Annotated in this window: 12 protein-coding genes; 6 read left to right on the top strand and 6 right to left on the bottom strand. The window is 37.7% G+C overall.

The annotated features are described in order from the left end of the window. Nucleotides 1-106: 106 nt before the first annotated feature. Genes AC1M9N_RS11175 through znuB form a run of 3 tightly spaced genes read left to right on the top strand, consistent with a single transcriptional unit; the run spans nt 107 to nt 2,169 of the window. Nucleotides 107-598, top strand: a complete 492-nt coding sequence (locus AC1M9N_RS11175; protein ID WP_035268172.1) for a transcriptional repressor — start codon at nt 107-109, stop codon at nt 596-598. Further along, the gene (gene znuC / locus AC1M9N_RS11170) at nt 577-1,365 is read left to right on the top strand and encodes a zinc ABC transporter ATP-binding protein ZnuC (RefSeq protein WP_035268168.1); all 789 of its coding nucleotides are present in this window, start codon (nt 577-579) and stop codon (nt 1,363-1,365) included. Before AC1M9N_RS11175 ends, znuC begins: the two co-directional genes overlap by 22 nt. Nucleotides 1,366-1,368: 3 nt before the next feature. After that, on the top strand, nt 1,369-2,169 hold the full coding sequence (gene znuB, locus AC1M9N_RS11165) for a zinc ABC transporter permease subunit ZnuB (protein WP_481597755.1): 801 nt from the start codon (nt 1,369-1,371) through the stop codon (nt 2,167-2,169). A gap of 121 nt (nt 2,170-2,290) precedes the next feature. Here znuB and AC1M9N_RS11160 read toward each other — a convergent pair whose 3' ends face one another. Beyond that, nucleotides 2,291-2,683, bottom strand: coding sequence for a hypothetical protein (locus AC1M9N_RS11160; RefSeq protein ID WP_481954779.1), 393 nt, complete (start codon nt 2,681-2,683; stop codon nt 2,291-2,293). A 33-nt stretch (nt 2,684-2,716) separates the two neighbouring features. Further along, nucleotides 2,717-3,337, bottom strand: coding sequence for a LysE family transporter (locus tag AC1M9N_RS11155; RefSeq protein ID WP_481589356.1), 621 nt, complete (start codon nt 3,335-3,337; stop codon nt 2,717-2,719). A gap of 159 nt (nt 3,338-3,496) precedes the next feature. Between AC1M9N_RS11155 and AC1M9N_RS11150 the strand changes: the two genes are divergently transcribed. Further along, nucleotides 3,497-4,417, top strand: coding sequence for a Dyp-type peroxidase (locus AC1M9N_RS11150; protein WP_481954778.1), 921 nt, complete (start codon nt 3,497-3,499; stop codon nt 4,415-4,417). Between the two features lie 62 nt (nt 4,418-4,479). On the opposite strand, the gene AC1M9N_RS11145 is transcribed toward AC1M9N_RS11150, so the two are convergent. From AC1M9N_RS11145 to AC1M9N_RS11130, 4 genes are all read right to left on the bottom strand, one after another. Beyond that, nucleotides 4,480-5,166 carry a hypothetical protein gene (locus AC1M9N_RS11145; RefSeq protein WP_481954777.1) on the bottom strand — a complete coding sequence of 229 codons (687 nt, stop codon included), beginning with the start codon at nt 5,164-5,166 and terminating at the stop codon, nt 4,480-4,482. A gap of 10 nt (nt 5,167-5,176) precedes the next feature. Then, nucleotides 5,177-7,123, bottom strand: coding sequence for a peptidoglycan DD-metalloendopeptidase family protein (locus tag AC1M9N_RS11140; protein WP_481954776.1), 1,947 nt, complete (start codon nt 7,121-7,123; stop codon nt 5,177-5,179). A gap of 16 nt (nt 7,124-7,139) precedes the next feature. Next, nucleotides 7,140-10,442 carry a type VI secretion system Vgr family protein gene (locus AC1M9N_RS11135; RefSeq protein ID WP_481954775.1) on the bottom strand — a complete coding sequence of 1,101 codons (3,303 nt, stop codon included), beginning with the start codon at nt 10,440-10,442 and terminating at the stop codon, nt 7,140-7,142. Nucleotides 10,443-10,598: 156 nt separating this feature from the next. Continuing rightward, a complete protein-coding gene (locus AC1M9N_RS11130; protein ID WP_481592185.1) occupies nt 10,599-12,299 on the bottom strand; it encodes an NAD-dependent malic enzyme in 1,701 nt (566 codons plus the stop codon). A gap of 297 nt (nt 12,300-12,596) precedes the next feature. Between AC1M9N_RS11130 and AC1M9N_RS11125 the strand changes: the two genes are divergently transcribed. Beyond that, on the top strand, nt 12,597-13,199 hold the full coding sequence (locus AC1M9N_RS11125) for a hypothetical protein (protein ID WP_481592184.1): 603 nt from the start codon (nt 12,597-12,599) through the stop codon (nt 13,197-13,199). Nucleotides 13,200-13,467: 268 nt separating this feature from the next. Further along, the gene (gene argS / locus AC1M9N_RS11120) at nt 13,468-15,258 is read left to right on the top strand and encodes an arginine--tRNA ligase (RefSeq protein WP_481954774.1); all 1,791 of its coding nucleotides are present in this window, start codon (nt 13,468-13,470) and stop codon (nt 15,256-15,258) included. Nucleotides 15,259-15,291 lie beyond the last annotated feature (33 nt).

Below are 15,291 nucleotides of genomic sequence, written 5' to 3'. Positions count from 1 at the left end.
AATATAACAAACAGTTAAAAATGCCTATGCTGTTCGTAAGTTGCAAGGTCTCATGATACTATTTATGAGATATCCCCTTCCCTTTTCGAAGTCTTGAGGTCAGTCCATGAGCGCATGTTCACACGAACATCATGATACTTTACACGGTGTGCATGATCACCCGAATGTTGAAGCTCGTTTATTAGAAGCTGAAGCAAGCTGCGCTGCTTCAGGCGCTAAATTGACTCCGCTTCGCAAAGAAGTTTTAGAGTTAATTTTAACGGCCTCAGGGCCTATGGGCGCTTATGACTTGTTGGCGAAATTAAAAGGTAATGCTGAACGTCCAGCAGCACCTCCAACTGTTTACCGCACCCTCGATTTTTTGCTCGAAAAAGGTTTTATTCATCGTTTAACTTCAATTAATGCCTATATTCCATGTTGCCATCCTCGTGCTGGACATCAAGCCGCTTTTCTCATTTGCTCTAAATGCAATACAGTGAAAGAGGCTTCAGCTCTTGGTTTGATTCAACAACTTGATCAATTGGCTTCCTCTGATCATTTTCAGGCTCAACATAGCATTATTGAGATTTCAGGATTATGTCAGCAGTGCTCTCAGTAAGTTCTGCATTGCCATTAATTGAACTGCAGCAAATTAATGTGCGAATTGATGAAAGAGACATTTTAAAGAATGTTGACTTTCAGATTCATGACAAAGAAATTATTACCCTCATTGGTCCCAATGGGGCGGGTAAATCTACGCTTATCAAAGTGATTCTCGGAATTGTGAAGGCCAATTCTGGTCAAATTAAACATCATAAAGCCTTAAAGCTTGCTTACGTCCCTCAAAAGTTCAATCCATCCCACAGCTTGCCACTTCGAGTGAAAGATTTACTTGATTTAGAAAAGTGTGATCTTGCGATTAAACAAGAAATTATTCGAGATACTGGGATCATAAAATTACAAGATTCGAAAGTCCAACAGCTGTCTGGTGGGGAACGCCAGCGTGTACTTTTAGCACGCGCTCTACTGCGTCAACCCAACTTATTGGTACTCGATGAACCGATGCAAGGTTTAGATATTCAATCTGAAGCTGAACTTTATGATTATGTTCGAAGTCTACCTGAGCGCTACGGTTGCTCGATCTTAATCGTCTCTCATGATTTGCAGTGGGTGATGCAAGGTACACAGCGTGTGGTATGCCTCAATAAACATATATGTTGTAGCGGTTTGCCTGAAAATATTCAACAAGACCCTGAGTATCAAGCTATTTTCGGCACTAATCGAGTGTTCTACCAACATCATCACGATCATTGTGCACATGGTGATACAGCAACGCCATGTCAACACGATCCTCGTCCCCATATTCATCCAGAACCGGAAGCTTAGATCATGATGGAATGGTTACAACTTCTATTACCCGCATGGATTATGGGAACATTATTAGTGTTTCTAACTGCACCGCTCGGTTGTCTTATGTTATGGCGCCGTATGTCATTCTTTGCAGACACAATGGCTCATGGAACTCTCTTGGGTGTGGCGATTGCTGGCTTACTCACCCTCCCCTTATGGATGGGGGTTACGTTTACCGCGTTACTCTTGGTCGCAGTCCTTTGGGTATTGCATGATCCTCGCCTGCCCAACGATGCATTACTTGCGTTATGTTCAGCAACGCTGCTTTGCTCAGGACTATTGGTCATCCAACACCTCCCTGCGCTAAGACCAGAGTTGCTCAGTTATTTATTTGGCGATCTTTTAACAATATCTTGGTCCGACTTACCGACATTTGCACTGGTGATTGTCATTGCACTCTCTGTGCTCTATAAAAGTTGGCAATATCAAATTCAAATTGCGATTGATCCTGATATTGCGGTAAGTGAAGGTGTGAATGCGAAATGGCAGCGCCTTATTTTTATGCTGCTTCTTGCCTTATTTACAGTACTAGCTTTACGTGCAGTAGGTTCATTACTCATGGGTGCTTTATTGGTTATACCTGCATTAACCGCAAGACTTTTAGCACACTCACCTAAACATATGGTGCTATGGTCTTTTATTGTGGCTCAAATTGGTGTGACTGTGGGTTTATGGTCGAGTGCAGGTTTAAATATTGCGACAGGTTTAAGCATTGTATTAACCATGGCAATCGTATTTGCTGTAATTTTTATCATTCAAAAATTTAAAAAGATAGCCTGAATTATTTAGGCTATTCATTAATCTTGCTGCTTTATAAAATATTTATGAAGACAGAGAAAGATATAACAAGAGAATAAAAAAACCACCATAACCAATACATTAATGAGGCCTTTTATCCATATCACATGCCAAAAGCCAAAAGCCAAAAGCCAAAAAAGGTCTCAGGCATAAACCAATATTCAACAATATAGAAAGGCAACCATTCGAATAGTAAACCGATTGCAGCCGTCATAAATAAGACTACATTGATCCATATCAAATAAACCATTTGTTTGAAAAAAATCTTATATTGCGAAGTATCATCCACAATCATTTTTTTTATAAGGGTGGTGATCAAAATTAAAATCACTGTAAGACCAAATGTGGCGCATATGCCAACACCCGCGCCCCACATCACAAACTTGATCCATTCCCACACACTTTCAGGCTGTAAATAAAAATACGCCCAGATATAGGGGGTTGAAATTAAGCCGAGCCCCAACAGAATAGTCAAAATTAATATTATAATTTTCAATAAAATAACCCTCACTCGTTATTTTATTGTGTCTTATTGATGCACTAAACTCAATAAAAAAGCCGCACCTGCAAATAAACCTGCAAAGGTACGATTCATCACTTTTTGTTGACGAGGTGATTTAAGTAAACGCAATACCTTCGCTGCAAGACCTGTATATCCAGCCATAACGATAAGATCGATAGCAATCATTGTACAAGCCATGATGAGGTATTGTGGCCATTGAGGCTTTGAAAGATCCAGAAACTGTGGCAATACTGCCAATAAGAATACAATTGCTTTTGGATTACTCATATTGACAAAGAAACCGCTGATTACTAGCTTCATCGCTGACTTTTGCTTTAAATCAGTCTGAATTTCTATGGACTGCACTGGGGCTTTCCACTGTAAATATGCCAAATATAATAAATACCCAACCCCAAACCATTTGACGATCAAAAATGCCAAAGGAGTCGTAGCAAAAAGTACGCCTGCTCCCGCAGCGACAACTCCAATTTGAACCAAAAGTGCAAGCTGCAGACCAATTGCATTCCAATAACCTCGTTTGAATCCATAATTCAAACCACTAGACATTGATGCAATAGCACCTGCACCAGGCGAAATACTAATAACCCAACATGCAAGCATGTAGGCAAACCACATTTGATAAGACATAACGATTTGGGAGATTTATTTTGATGAGATTATATGACAATTCGACTTTTTTAAGATTTAAAATTTGAATGTTTTTTTAACGTCTGTCTGTTCAGCACTATGATGATCAGGCACAATGTGATCAGCAAAATTAGGATATTATAATTTCAGGAGCCATGAATGACTTCCCAATCCGTAATCTTACCATTACCCTCAGATCATGCTCGCTTTATCACTTTGCGTTTAAAAGATTTATCAATAGATCAACTAAAAGAAAAACTTGAAGATCTCTTTACGACTCGTGATCGCTTAATTACTCAACATCCTCATGCTCAAATTAAAACTGCGGTGGCTTTTGGACCAGAACTTTGGTCACAACTTTACCCTCACCAACCAGAAGGTTTTAAACAGCTTGAACCAATTCAAGGCTCTTTCACCATGCCTGTGGTCCCTGCTGATGTTTTAATCCATATCGCAGCACAGCGTACTGATATTTGCTTTGCCTTAAGCCAAGCTTTTTTTGAAGGAATTCAGGATTTGGTTGAGGTTTTAGATGAGCGCGTGTGCTTCCGAAATTTTGATGGTCGAGATTTAACTGGTTTTATTGATGGCACAGAAAACCCTCAATTTCCAGATGATCGTGCTGAAACAGCTTTACTAGGTGAAGATGCAGGAATTTTCACTGATGGCTCATTCGTTTTTGCTCAACGTTATCGTCATGATCTAGATAAATGGAAAAAACTTAAAGTTGATGCACAAGAGCAAGTGATTGGGCGCACCAAACTCGAAAGCATAGAGCTTGATGACGATGTTAAACCTGACAATGCACATGTGGCTCGAACCGTTGTTGAAGATGATGAAGGTGAGGAGCTTGAAATTCTTCGTCATTCTTTACCGTATGGCGATGGACGTGGTGATCAAGGTTTGTATTTTATCGCTTATACGAAAGATTTAACCCGTATTGATCGCATGCTGACACGTATGTTTGGAACTAGTGGCGATGGTATTCATGATCGTTTATTGCACTTTGTTGCGCCTTTAGATGGAGCTTATTATTTCGCCCCAAGTGAAGAGTTGCTAGAAAAGGTATTGGAAGGTTAAACAGTAGAAAGCCGACGAGAGTCGGCTTTCTTTTAAATAAATAGTATAATCACTTTTAACATTTACTTTTTTAAAACTTTAAAACCCAAACTACCACAACCAACAGAGGCTGAAACACACTTTAGATTCGAGTTCAAAACAACATCAAAATCTTCAATTTTATCGTTTTTATTCTTAATATTTGCTCTATAAATATATTTCTTTGTATTATTGTCAAATATAAACTCATCACCTGCTAAAATTTTTTCAAAATTTGAATTTAAATTATCTGATGGAGAATTAACCACAGGAACTTCCATCACACTATTAACACTTTTATTGAATATAAAAAAATTAGTCGAAAAATTTTTATATGGTCTTTTAACATAATCTATTGTGCTAAATTCTCTTATTCTCCATGCTACAAGATTTTTATCATTGTATAATATTTTTAAATCAACATTGGATTTCTCAGGAATAGTACTTTGGTAAACATCAAATACTCTATTACCAGCTTGTACTTCAACACCATATTTTTTTAAAATATAACTACCTCCAGAGTAACTTTTACTTTTATTTCCATAGTCAACTAATGTAATTTTCATCGTATTACTTATTTTTGAATATTTACCATATTGATCAATATATAAAACTGGCTCCTGAATTTGAGTTGCATCTTGTTTAAAATTTTGTGAATTTAAAGTCTTAGACTCACAGGACAGAGCAACGAATCCCAACATTACTACTGATAACTTTGAAATTTTCATCATATTGAAAATCCTATAATAATTTAGTTAAAAAAAATGGGATAGGATCAAATCTACCTGTCAAGCCTCTACCCAATATTGCTGAACTTCTAGCTTCAAAATGTAAATGCCCACCTTTTGCTATGGTTGTCATCCCTGCAGCGTTTCCAGTAGAACCTGTTTTTCCAAGTATTGTCTTAGCATCAACAGGATCTCCCTTTTCAACATCAATAGAAGATAAATGTGCATAAAAAAAGTATACAAATTTTCCGTTATTTACGTTTTTCGAGGCATATTGTTTTTGTTTAACTGGTAAATCATTAATATCAACTTGCAATACAACAATTTTCCCATAATCCCCACCCGTATTTTTTGCTTCTGCAATTACACCACTACAAACCGCAAAAACAGTCCATCCTGTATCCGAAGCCAAATCTATTCCTTGATGATTTCTGGTACCATTATTTCGAACCCTTCCAAAGGTTGCACTAGTTACACTAGCTAAGCCTGCAGTTCTCAATTTATTTACATTTAATGGGTCAACCCAACTTTCATCCCCCCCGACACTTTGTACAGGTGCAGGTGCAGGTGCAGGTGCAGGTGCAGGTGCAGGTGCAGGTGCAGGTGCAGGTGCAGCAGATTGTCCCTTTAAAATTCTAATTGTTTCATCGAGTGATAAATTAATACCTGATGTTTTTGTTTTATCTAATACATAATCATAGATATTAATATGTGCATCAACATAATTTCTCAACCAAGCCCCATAAGCAGCTTTAGCATCATTATTAAATCTTTTGAGATAATTCTCAGCATTTTTTCGCCCTTTATCACCAAATTGGGTAAACAACAAACTTTTAGCTCTATCTTGTGAAAAGGAGTTATTAATAAAAGATCGTGCTCCACCTGCTCCTTCATGATGTAATAAGTAAGAGAATTTAGCTATTGAGCTAGGTTCTTTCAGCCTTTCATAAGGTAGCCTAGACCATTTAAAATTTATTAATGCATACACTGCAGCAGCATCAATTGAAAACTCTGGATTAAATCTTAATTTTAATTTCTCTCTTTCACTCAACCTATTATTTTTTAAAACATATTGTCCAACTAAAGAGCTTTTGTTGTTACACATTTCAAGCCACGTATCTTTAAGAAATTGTGTTAACCCTGCTGCATTCGTCTTTACATTTAAGCTATCAGCATCCCACTCGCCAGTTCTTTTTTTTGCAGCTTCTGCATTAATAATCGCCGCTAAACTATGCGGATTGAAGCCATGTCTCTTTGCTGTATCAATAACAAACTTTCTGTATTTATTATTTACGGTATTTAAGATAAAATTTTCTTCTGTGAACTGGCTTGCAATAATATGAGTACTACTTCCTGAGTTTGTTCTTACCTGCTCAACCTTAGGTTTTATATCTTCAGTTTGCTTAGCAATCCTTTCAAAGTTTTCATTAATACCATCAATAACAGGTTTAGCAATCCTATATAATTGACTCTTAACCTCTTCTAATGTCACTTGTGTATTACCTTCTTTAGGATAGTGAACACCTTCAACTTTGATTTTTCTTGAGGTTAATTTTAAGGTCTTCTTCCCTACAGGTAATGATTTATGATTTGCAATTAAATCGAATTCTTGATTAATATTTTTATAGTATACTTTTAGACCTTTATTATGATCTTTAATTTTAATATCATCAATTACTCCATTATTAAACTTAATCTCATTAATTTTACCGTCATACTCTAATTTCACTGTACCTTTTTTTATCAATCGAAATGATAAATCCATTAAAATAATTTTTAAAAAAACCTCATAATCCAAGGAACTATCTATATTATTAATATAAATTTTTTGCCCTATTTTTAGTCTATGGATCATTCCCCCCGTTAAATTATTAACAGAAGCCAAATTTTTCACAGTAGTATTATATTTTTTTGAAATACCCCACAGAGTATCTCCTGCTCTCACTGTATAATAGCTCATTGTTCAACCTATTCTATTAATTATCTTCTTGATTTCCATGATTACCAATATGAAATTCTTCTTCGATATCATCATTTTCAATATCTTCTTCGAAAACACTCGACCAATCATCAAAACCAATCAGAGCTTCATATACAACAAACTCATCTTTTACTGAAATTGCGGTTTTACCTGACAAATTTGTTTTCCCACTCCACAGTATTTCCTTTGTGTTAGGTTCAAACATTTGTACTTTCGCATTATCTATGCCTTGACCACCCAAACTTGCAAAAAAGAAATCAACAGCATACGGCCCACTTTTCGGTAATTCTACAAGTTTGTAATCAACTTTCTCCCCACCCGTAAACAAATGTTGCCCTGCCTTACTCTCAAATTTTCCACCCGTCGTGCTAAATACTCCACTAGCATTAATCTTGAGTTGCGAGCCACCTGCGGTCAGTACAATTTCTTTAGGGCTCGTAATTTCAATTTTATCTTCGGTTGAAATAAGCTTAATTACCTTACGTGCAATAGCTTCAATCGCATCATCTTGCGCTTGTAATTCAACTTTACCTTTAGCTGCGAACGCTCGAAATCCTTTCTGTGCAGCAAACAAACTGATCTTGTCTTGAGCGTGCCCTACAATATTTTTTTGCGCACTTAAATTAATTGAACCCTGTGCACTCTCCGCAATATCTTGTGATGCTTGAAGAATAATGTCCTCAGGCGTTGTTAATGCAATCCCATTGGGTGAAGCCAAAAGCATGAGTGCCTGTCTAAATAAACGTCCTTGCTCTTGTTTTTTTTGATCAGAACTATTTTCTAATCCTTGAGTATATCCCTCCATAAAACCTGTCAATGTGCTTAAGGCTTTTACTGGATTAATATCATCTTTTTTGTTTGCACCACCAAAACCAGTGCATAACACAAGCTGATCTTCCATATTCAAGTCAACGCTCGAAATTGCTTTACTCACATCTTGAAGTGCTTGAAATGGGTTATCTTTAATCCCATTTTTAATACTTTCAAATTTCGTCTTTATCGCCTCAGAACCATATTCTTGTACGTTATCAATAAATTCCTTGAGATTATCAACCGCTTCTTGAGCATGCTCAAAGTAATTATTAAACTCATCCACAATCACAGCAGCATTACCACCTAAAGTACCAATATCCTTAATAAAACCACCACAATCTTTCAGTGCATTTAATGGATCGTTCGCTATTCCCTCTTTAAATAAACTCACTGTAGACTGCAAAGCTTGAGCACTACTTTTGATTTCTAGTGATTGAATAAATTTAGGTAATCTACTAATTACATTTAATGCATCCGATTGTTGTTTTACTGCAATTTCACTGAGCATTTTCATACTCTGCTCACTCTGACTCAACAATGATTGAGCCTGTGCAGCTTCAAGATGGTCAGCAATTGCTTTTTCTTGTGCATAAGTCGTAATGAGCATTCCTTTCCCTGCACGAACAGCACCATAAGCATCAGTTCTCAGCTCAAATCCTTCTCCACGTCCATCACTTTTCTCCTTATCCTTAGGATGACTCAAATTACCCAGATTCAATTGAGTTGCCGCATGACTACTTTGCAACTGAGTACTAATTTGTCCTGTCGTATCATCAAATCGGAGTTGGTTAAATCCAGAGCCACCAACTTCTGCCGTGCGAATTCCGCTGAGTTTTTTTGTATCAGGTAACTGCCCCTTAACATCAAACTTAGTTTGATGACGTTCAGCCTCATGTAAACGCCCAACAACGAAAGGTCGATCAACATTTCCATCAAAGAAATCAATGACTACAATTTCACCTATACGTGGATGGAATCTTGATCCATAACCCTCCCCAGCCCAAGAAGTTAAAACATCAACCCATGCAGAGTCTGTATCATTATCATTCGACCCGGCACCACCATCATGTTGATGATCATCATTACGTGTAAATACGAAGCGAACCTTAATACGTCCCCACTGATCCACATAGATCGTTTCACCTTCAGGACCAACCACTTTTGCCCGTTGAGGATAAGCAACTGGACGATGTTTCAATGGATCATATTCTGGAACAATAGGTATAGCTCGGCGCACTAAACTCAGTTCTGTAGATAAACGCTCATCTGTTTTTGTCTGTTTCCAACGACTCAAATCAATTAATGTTTCAATTTGATTATTTAAATCTTTAGGTAAATTATTTTGATTAAAAAATTGTTTTCCTAAAATAATAAATTGGCGATCTGCCCCTTGATGTTGATCTATTTCTGGATGACCCATAAATTCAAACCAATACCCAACATTGGCATCTCGAACGCTACTCACCGCAGTAAAGTATTTAGCCTGCAAATCTTGGTATTGATTGAGTTGTGTATTCAGTTTTTGCAGTTGTGAATTGTTTGATTGAGTGGCTTGATCTTCACCTTTTAAATCAGTAATCCAAGCAGGACTCACAGTCCATGCTTGTTCTAGACTTAAGGTTTCATTATCCAACTGGTCACTATGTTGATGAGCACTGAGTTGATAATCATCTTGATCTTGCGCAAGTATATCGCCCTGCCAACGTTGTACCTGAATTGCTGTAGATTGTATTGAGCGTTGAGCAATAAAGCTGGTAATCGTATCAAAACGTTCTGTTGCATTACTGCGATGGAATCTGAGCGTGCGTCGATCTAAAGGCTCGTACTGACTATTTTCATCTATTAGCCTTAATTTTTGTGATTGAATTTCTTTCGCTGAGAATGGCACGGTTTGATCTGTCTCATCAATCAACCAATTAATACCTTCACTCCGCCATAAGCGTGTTAGAAAATCATAGTCTGATTCGTTGGCTTGCATCACAAATGGACGTATATCATATGATGCTTTTAAACCCGCCGTTGACAGACTCAAAGCGGCACTAAATAACACGCTTTTCGTCTGCCACTCTTTAAAAATAATCTCAGTGATATCAACCACGGATTTGTTCATAAATACACGGCTGTTGCGGCGTTTGTGCCAAAGTGAGGTTGCATCCTCAACGGTCAGCTTATATAAGGTCAACGCTCCATCACTTTGACCTTGGCTCACCCCTGTCACGATCCCAGTAGTCCGAGCTAATTTTCCAAGATCCGTAACTTGATCGACAGCCACCAAACAACCAATGAATTGCTTAAGTTGTAAATGCGCATTCGTCGATAAGCATAATACTTCAGCTTTTAAGCCTTGATTAATAAAGTGTTGACCCTGAATTCGTTGAATGAAAACTTGGCTATCTAATATAGGATTAGAAAATTTAATATGTAACGCGCGCTTTTGCGGGCTAAGACCCAAGCCTTCTATAATTGAATTGATATTATTGAGCATAGAATGATTAAAGCTATTATTATGATTTTTGAAAATTGTAGCGTATTTCGCTCAATCTTGCTTTTAAATATTGTAATTATTCTAAACAAAAAATAGGAACCAACGCATTGATTCCTATTTATTTCCAATCAATTTATATTGAAAATTCAAGTTTTTTTAAAACGGAATTCGCTTATAACGGCGATATTCAGGCTTCCAGAAATTATCTTCAATACTTTTTTCGATCAGCTCATCACTCAATGGCAAGGCAACACCATCCTCAATCGCCGCTTTTGCAACCTTGAACGCGATGATCCGGGAGACTTTCTGCAAATCATTGAGATCAGGAAGTAAGTCATCGTCAGGGTTTTGCAATTTTGGAGAGCAATCTGCTAATGCCATACTTGATGCCATGAGCATATTGTCTGTAACACGCGTTGCCTGCACAGCAATCACGCCTAAGCCAATCCCTGGGAAAATATAAGAGTTATTACACTGAGAAATATTGTGTAGCTTATCTTGATAATTAACTGGCATAAATGGACTACCTGTCGCAATCAAAGCACGACCGTCCGTCCACTGAATAATATCTGCTGGCACGGCTTCTACACGCGACGTTGGATTCGACAATGGCAATACAATAGGATGCTCGCAATTGGATGCCATAGTTCGAATAATTTCTTCAGTGAATAAACCCGGTTGTCCAGAGACACCAATTAACACAGTTGGGTGTGCATTTTTTACAACATCTAGCAATGAAATGATGCCTTCCGCATCAGCCCACGCGGATACATTTTCTGAACTTTGAACCAGTTTACGCTGAAAATCTAAAAGGTTTGGTTGATTATCGGTCAATAACCCAAAACGATCGACCATATAAATTCGTGATCTTGCCTCAGCATCACTCAAACCTTCAGCCACCATTTGCGCAATGATTTGCTCAGCGATACCACAGCCCGCTGAACCAGCACCCAAGAATGCCACTTTCTGGTCACGTAATTGTTTTCCTGCAGCTCGACTTGCTGCGATTAAGCTACCGACTGCAACAGCAGCAGTGCCTTGAATATCATCATTAAAACAACAATATTGATCACGATATTTTTCCAGCAATGGCATTGCATTTTTTTGAGCAAAATCTTCAAATTGAATCAAAGCTTTTGGCCAACGGCGTTTAATCGCACGAAGTACGTCATCCACAAAGTCATAGTATTCATCGCCACTAATACGAGGCTGATTCCAACCTAAATAAATTGGATCATTTAGCAACTGTGCATTATTGGTTCCTACATCCAATGTAATGGGTAATGTATAAGCTGGGCTAATACCACCACATGCGGTATAGAGAGATAATTTTCCGATTGGAATTCCCATCCCACCAATCCCTTGGTCACCTAAACCAAGAATGCGTTCACCATCTGTGATTACAATGACTTTGACGTTATTCTTATTCACATTTTGTAAAATATCGTCAATGTTGGCACGATCAGGATATGAAATAAATACACCACGATGACGGCGGTAAATATCAGAAAATCTTTGACAAGCCTCACCTACCGTTGGGGTATAAATAATCGGCATCATTTCTGATAAATGATTTTCTATGAGGTGATAAAACAAAGTCTCATTGGTGTCTTGTATATTTCTCAGATAAATATGCTTATTAATGTCGTCATGAAATGACGTAAATTGTTGATATGAACGTTGGTGTTGCTCTTCAATCGTTTCAATCACATGAGGTAGTAAACCATTGAGATTAAAACTTGCTCGCTCCTCCTCAGTGAACGCAGAGCCTTTATTAAGGAGAGGTAGTTCAAGCAAAGTAAAGCCAGCATAAGGGGTATAAAGAGGGTGTTTCACTTCAGTGTGTTCAGTTGTCATCTCTAATCTCATGGATCAGGCCTAAATTCAGACCCTTTTCATTTCATTTTTACCATTTATTTAAGAAATAGCTTAAGCCGAAATGAAGACAAATGTATATTTATAAAATTGATAATAATATTGGCAGTATTTTTAAATTTTATAACTTCAATCCATCATTCTATTGATAGAGAAATAGATAAAACTGTCACATTTCAGGTGTATTATTCATGTTTATTAACTTTTTTTTGCAAACTAATCTGAACGATTCGGCTAATATCGGATTCAATCGTATTTTTACTTCATTATTAGATCCACATGAAAATTACAGCTAAAATTGCCATTTTGCCATTGACTATTATTTCATTGCTAAATGTGACGGGTTGTCAAACCATCACTGACACGACCTCAATGGTCGGTGATAAAGCACTTTCAATGGTGGGCTTAGCACGCGCCGATAAGACGCCTGAAATTGATAAAAAAGGCATTGTCGATATTAGTAAAACCACACTCGAGCAAATTGAGAAACTTAAACAAAATATGCCGATTGGTCAGTGGGTATATATCGAAAATGACCTTCAAGGAATTTATGATTTACAAAACAAAGCAGTTGATGGTCACATGCTGTTCCTGCGTTTAAATTGTAAGAATAGTGTCCAAAAACCAAGTCTCAGCATACAAAATGTGGAAGGTTCGGAAATTTTAAATAGTCTTCAGCCTGAAGTTGGAATGATCCAAGTACTACTCGACAATAAGAATTACGGAAATCCTTTTAGTTTGGCGAATCAAAAAAAATTAGCGACATTTCAAACTGCTGCTCAAAAGGCCAAAACCATTAAAATCTTCCATGCATCTAAGTTATACACTTTCCAAAATGGTAAAGCAGAATTACTAAATAAGCCTGTCACGTGTATGGCTTAATTTCGAGTTATAAAATTGCCTGATTTCTATTTAAATTCACATTAAATGAGATAAAGACAATCAGGCTCAATTCAATCATCGATATGCATTAGATGTAAAAGATTAATTTCATCATCGTTAATTCTGCAAATAGCGCATAGTGATTAAAAAACTTATTTTATTATTTTTTATGTCGGATAAGTTTTATTCAACGCAAATCTGCTTCGCTAATGAGCGCTAAATTTGCTATATTTGTCGTTTTTCTGCGACATTAATTTTTCGATAAATTATGAATACGGCAATACAAGCAGCTCTCGATCATGCAGTGCAATCTCTTCAAGCTGAAGGGGTCCTCCCATCTGACTTTAACAACAGCGGAAACTTAACGCGAACCAAAGACCGAAGCCATGGTGACTTCGCTTCCAATATCGCAATGATCGCCTCTAAAGCTGCAGGTATGAAGCCTCGTGATTTAGCAGAAAAAATTCTTGCTGCACTGCCAGAAGTTGCGGATATCAGTAAAGCGGAAATCGCTGGTCCTGGTTTTATCAACTTTTTCTTGAATGCAGACCAACGTTTTGCTGTTCTTGATGCTATTCAGGCACAAGCTAATGATTTTGGTCGTACGCAAGTTAATGCTACGAAAAAAATCCAAGTTGAGTTTGTCTCTGCGAACCCGACATCAAGCTTACATGTGGGTCACGGTCGTGGCGCAGCATATGGCATGACGGTTGCGAATTTACTTGAAGCAACTGGTGCTACAGTCGATCGTGAATACTATGTGAATGACGCTGGTCGTCAAATGGACATTTTAGCGACGTCTACTTATCTACGTTACCTTGAGTTAACTGGTCAAACATTAGTATTCCCTAAAAATGCTTACCAAGGCGATTACGTTAAAGAAATTGCACAAAGTATTATTGATCAAGACGGCGATGCATATGTTCGCCCTGTAGCTGATGTTTATAAAGATGTGCCAGAAGATGTGCAATATGCTGAAGAACTTGATGCCGAAGGCAACAAGGTTGTACTTTCTGGCGATAAAGAAAAACATATTGATGGTCTAATTTTTAACTCGCAGACGTTAATAGGTGAAGGTTATCGCGTTTTTCATCAAGCTGCGTTAAAAGCAATTCTTGATGATATTAAAGATGATCTTAGTGAATTTGGTGTGACTTTCAACCAATGGTTCAGTGAAGCATCATTGACTGAAAAAATTGAAGAAGCATTACAAACACTTGATCAACGCGGCTTCCTCTATGAGAAAGATGGCAACATTTGGTTCAAATCAACAGAATTTGGTGATGAAAAAGACCGTGTTGTAAAACGTCGTAATGGTCAAACCACTTACTTCGCTTCTGACATTGCTTACCATCTGAATAAACTTCAACGTGGTTATACTGACATTATTGATATTTGGGGTTCAGACCACCACGGTTATATCGCACGCGTAAAAGCAGCGATTGATGCGATGGGATATGACTCGAAAAAACTGACTGTGTTATTAGTACAATTCGTCAGCCTATGGCGCGGTGGTGAGATGGTTCAAATGTCATCTCGTTCAGGTCAATTCGTCACATTGCGTGATCTACGTAAAGAAGTCGGCAACGACGCTGCTCGCTTCTACTATGTCATGCGTAAGTCTGAACAGCACATCGACTTTGATCTAGATCTCGCGGTTTCTCAAAGTAAAGACAATGCGGTGTATTACATTCAATATGCCCATGCACGTATTTGTCGTATGCTAGAAAAAGCAAGCAGCTTGAACATCAACTTCGATGCGACCACTGCGCGTGGTTTTGCCGCAAAGCTTGAATTAGAAGCTGAAACTGAAATCTTAGCAAAACTTGCAGCATACCCTGAAATTATTGCACGTGCTGCAAATAGCCATGAACCGCATCAAGTAGGTAACTACTTAAAAGAACTTGCAGCATTGTTCCATGGTTGGTACAACGAAAATAAAGTACTCGGTGATGATGCTGATCTGACCCAAGCACGTTTGTTGTTATCGGTAAATGTTCGTCAAGTCTTGAAAAATGGTTTAGAGCTTTTAGGCGTTTCTGCACCTGAAAGTATGTAAGTCATCGAAGGTGAATCTTTTTAAAAGATTCAC

The organism is Acinetobacter sp. ANC_7655 (assembly GCF_056784015.1).
This window is presented reverse-complemented; position numbering and strand designations above follow the sequence as displayed.

Coding starts and splice junctions, on each gene's coding strand:
- AC1M9N_RS11145 (WP_481954777.1), bottom strand. CDS start 5,166: ATGATGAAAATTTCAAAGTTATCAGTAGTAATGTTGGGATTCGTTGCT.
- AC1M9N_RS11125 (WP_481592184.1), top strand. CDS start 12,597: ATGAAAATTACAGCTAAAATTGCCATTTTGCCATTGACTATTATTTCA.
- AC1M9N_RS11175 (WP_035268172.1), top strand. CDS start 107: ATGAGCGCATGTTCACACGAACATCATGATACTTTACACGGTGTGCAT.
- znuC (WP_035268168.1), top strand. CDS start 577: ATGTCAGCAGTGCTCTCAGTAAGTTCTGCATTGCCATTAATTGAACTG.
- AC1M9N_RS11130 (WP_481592185.1), bottom strand. CDS start 12,299: ATGACAACTGAACACACTGAAGTGAAACACCCTCTTTATACCCCTTAT.
- znuB (WP_481597755.1), top strand. CDS start 1,369: ATGATGGAATGGTTACAACTTCTATTACCCGCATGGATTATGGGAACA.
- AC1M9N_RS11135 (WP_481954775.1), bottom strand. CDS start 10,442: ATGCTCAATAATATCAATTCAATTATAGAAGGCTTGGGTCTTAGCCCG.
- AC1M9N_RS11155 (WP_481589356.1), bottom strand. CDS start 3,337: ATGTCTTATCAAATGTGGTTTGCCTACATGCTTGCATGTTGGGTTATT.
- AC1M9N_RS11140 (WP_481954776.1), bottom strand. CDS start 7,123: ATGAGCTATTATACAGTGAGAGCAGGAGATACTCTGTGGGGTATTTCA.
- AC1M9N_RS11150 (WP_481954778.1), top strand. CDS start 3,497: ATGACTTCCCAATCCGTAATCTTACCATTACCCTCAGATCATGCTCGC.
- argS (WP_481954774.1), top strand. CDS start 13,468: ATGAATACGGCAATACAAGCAGCTCTCGATCATGCAGTGCAATCTCTT.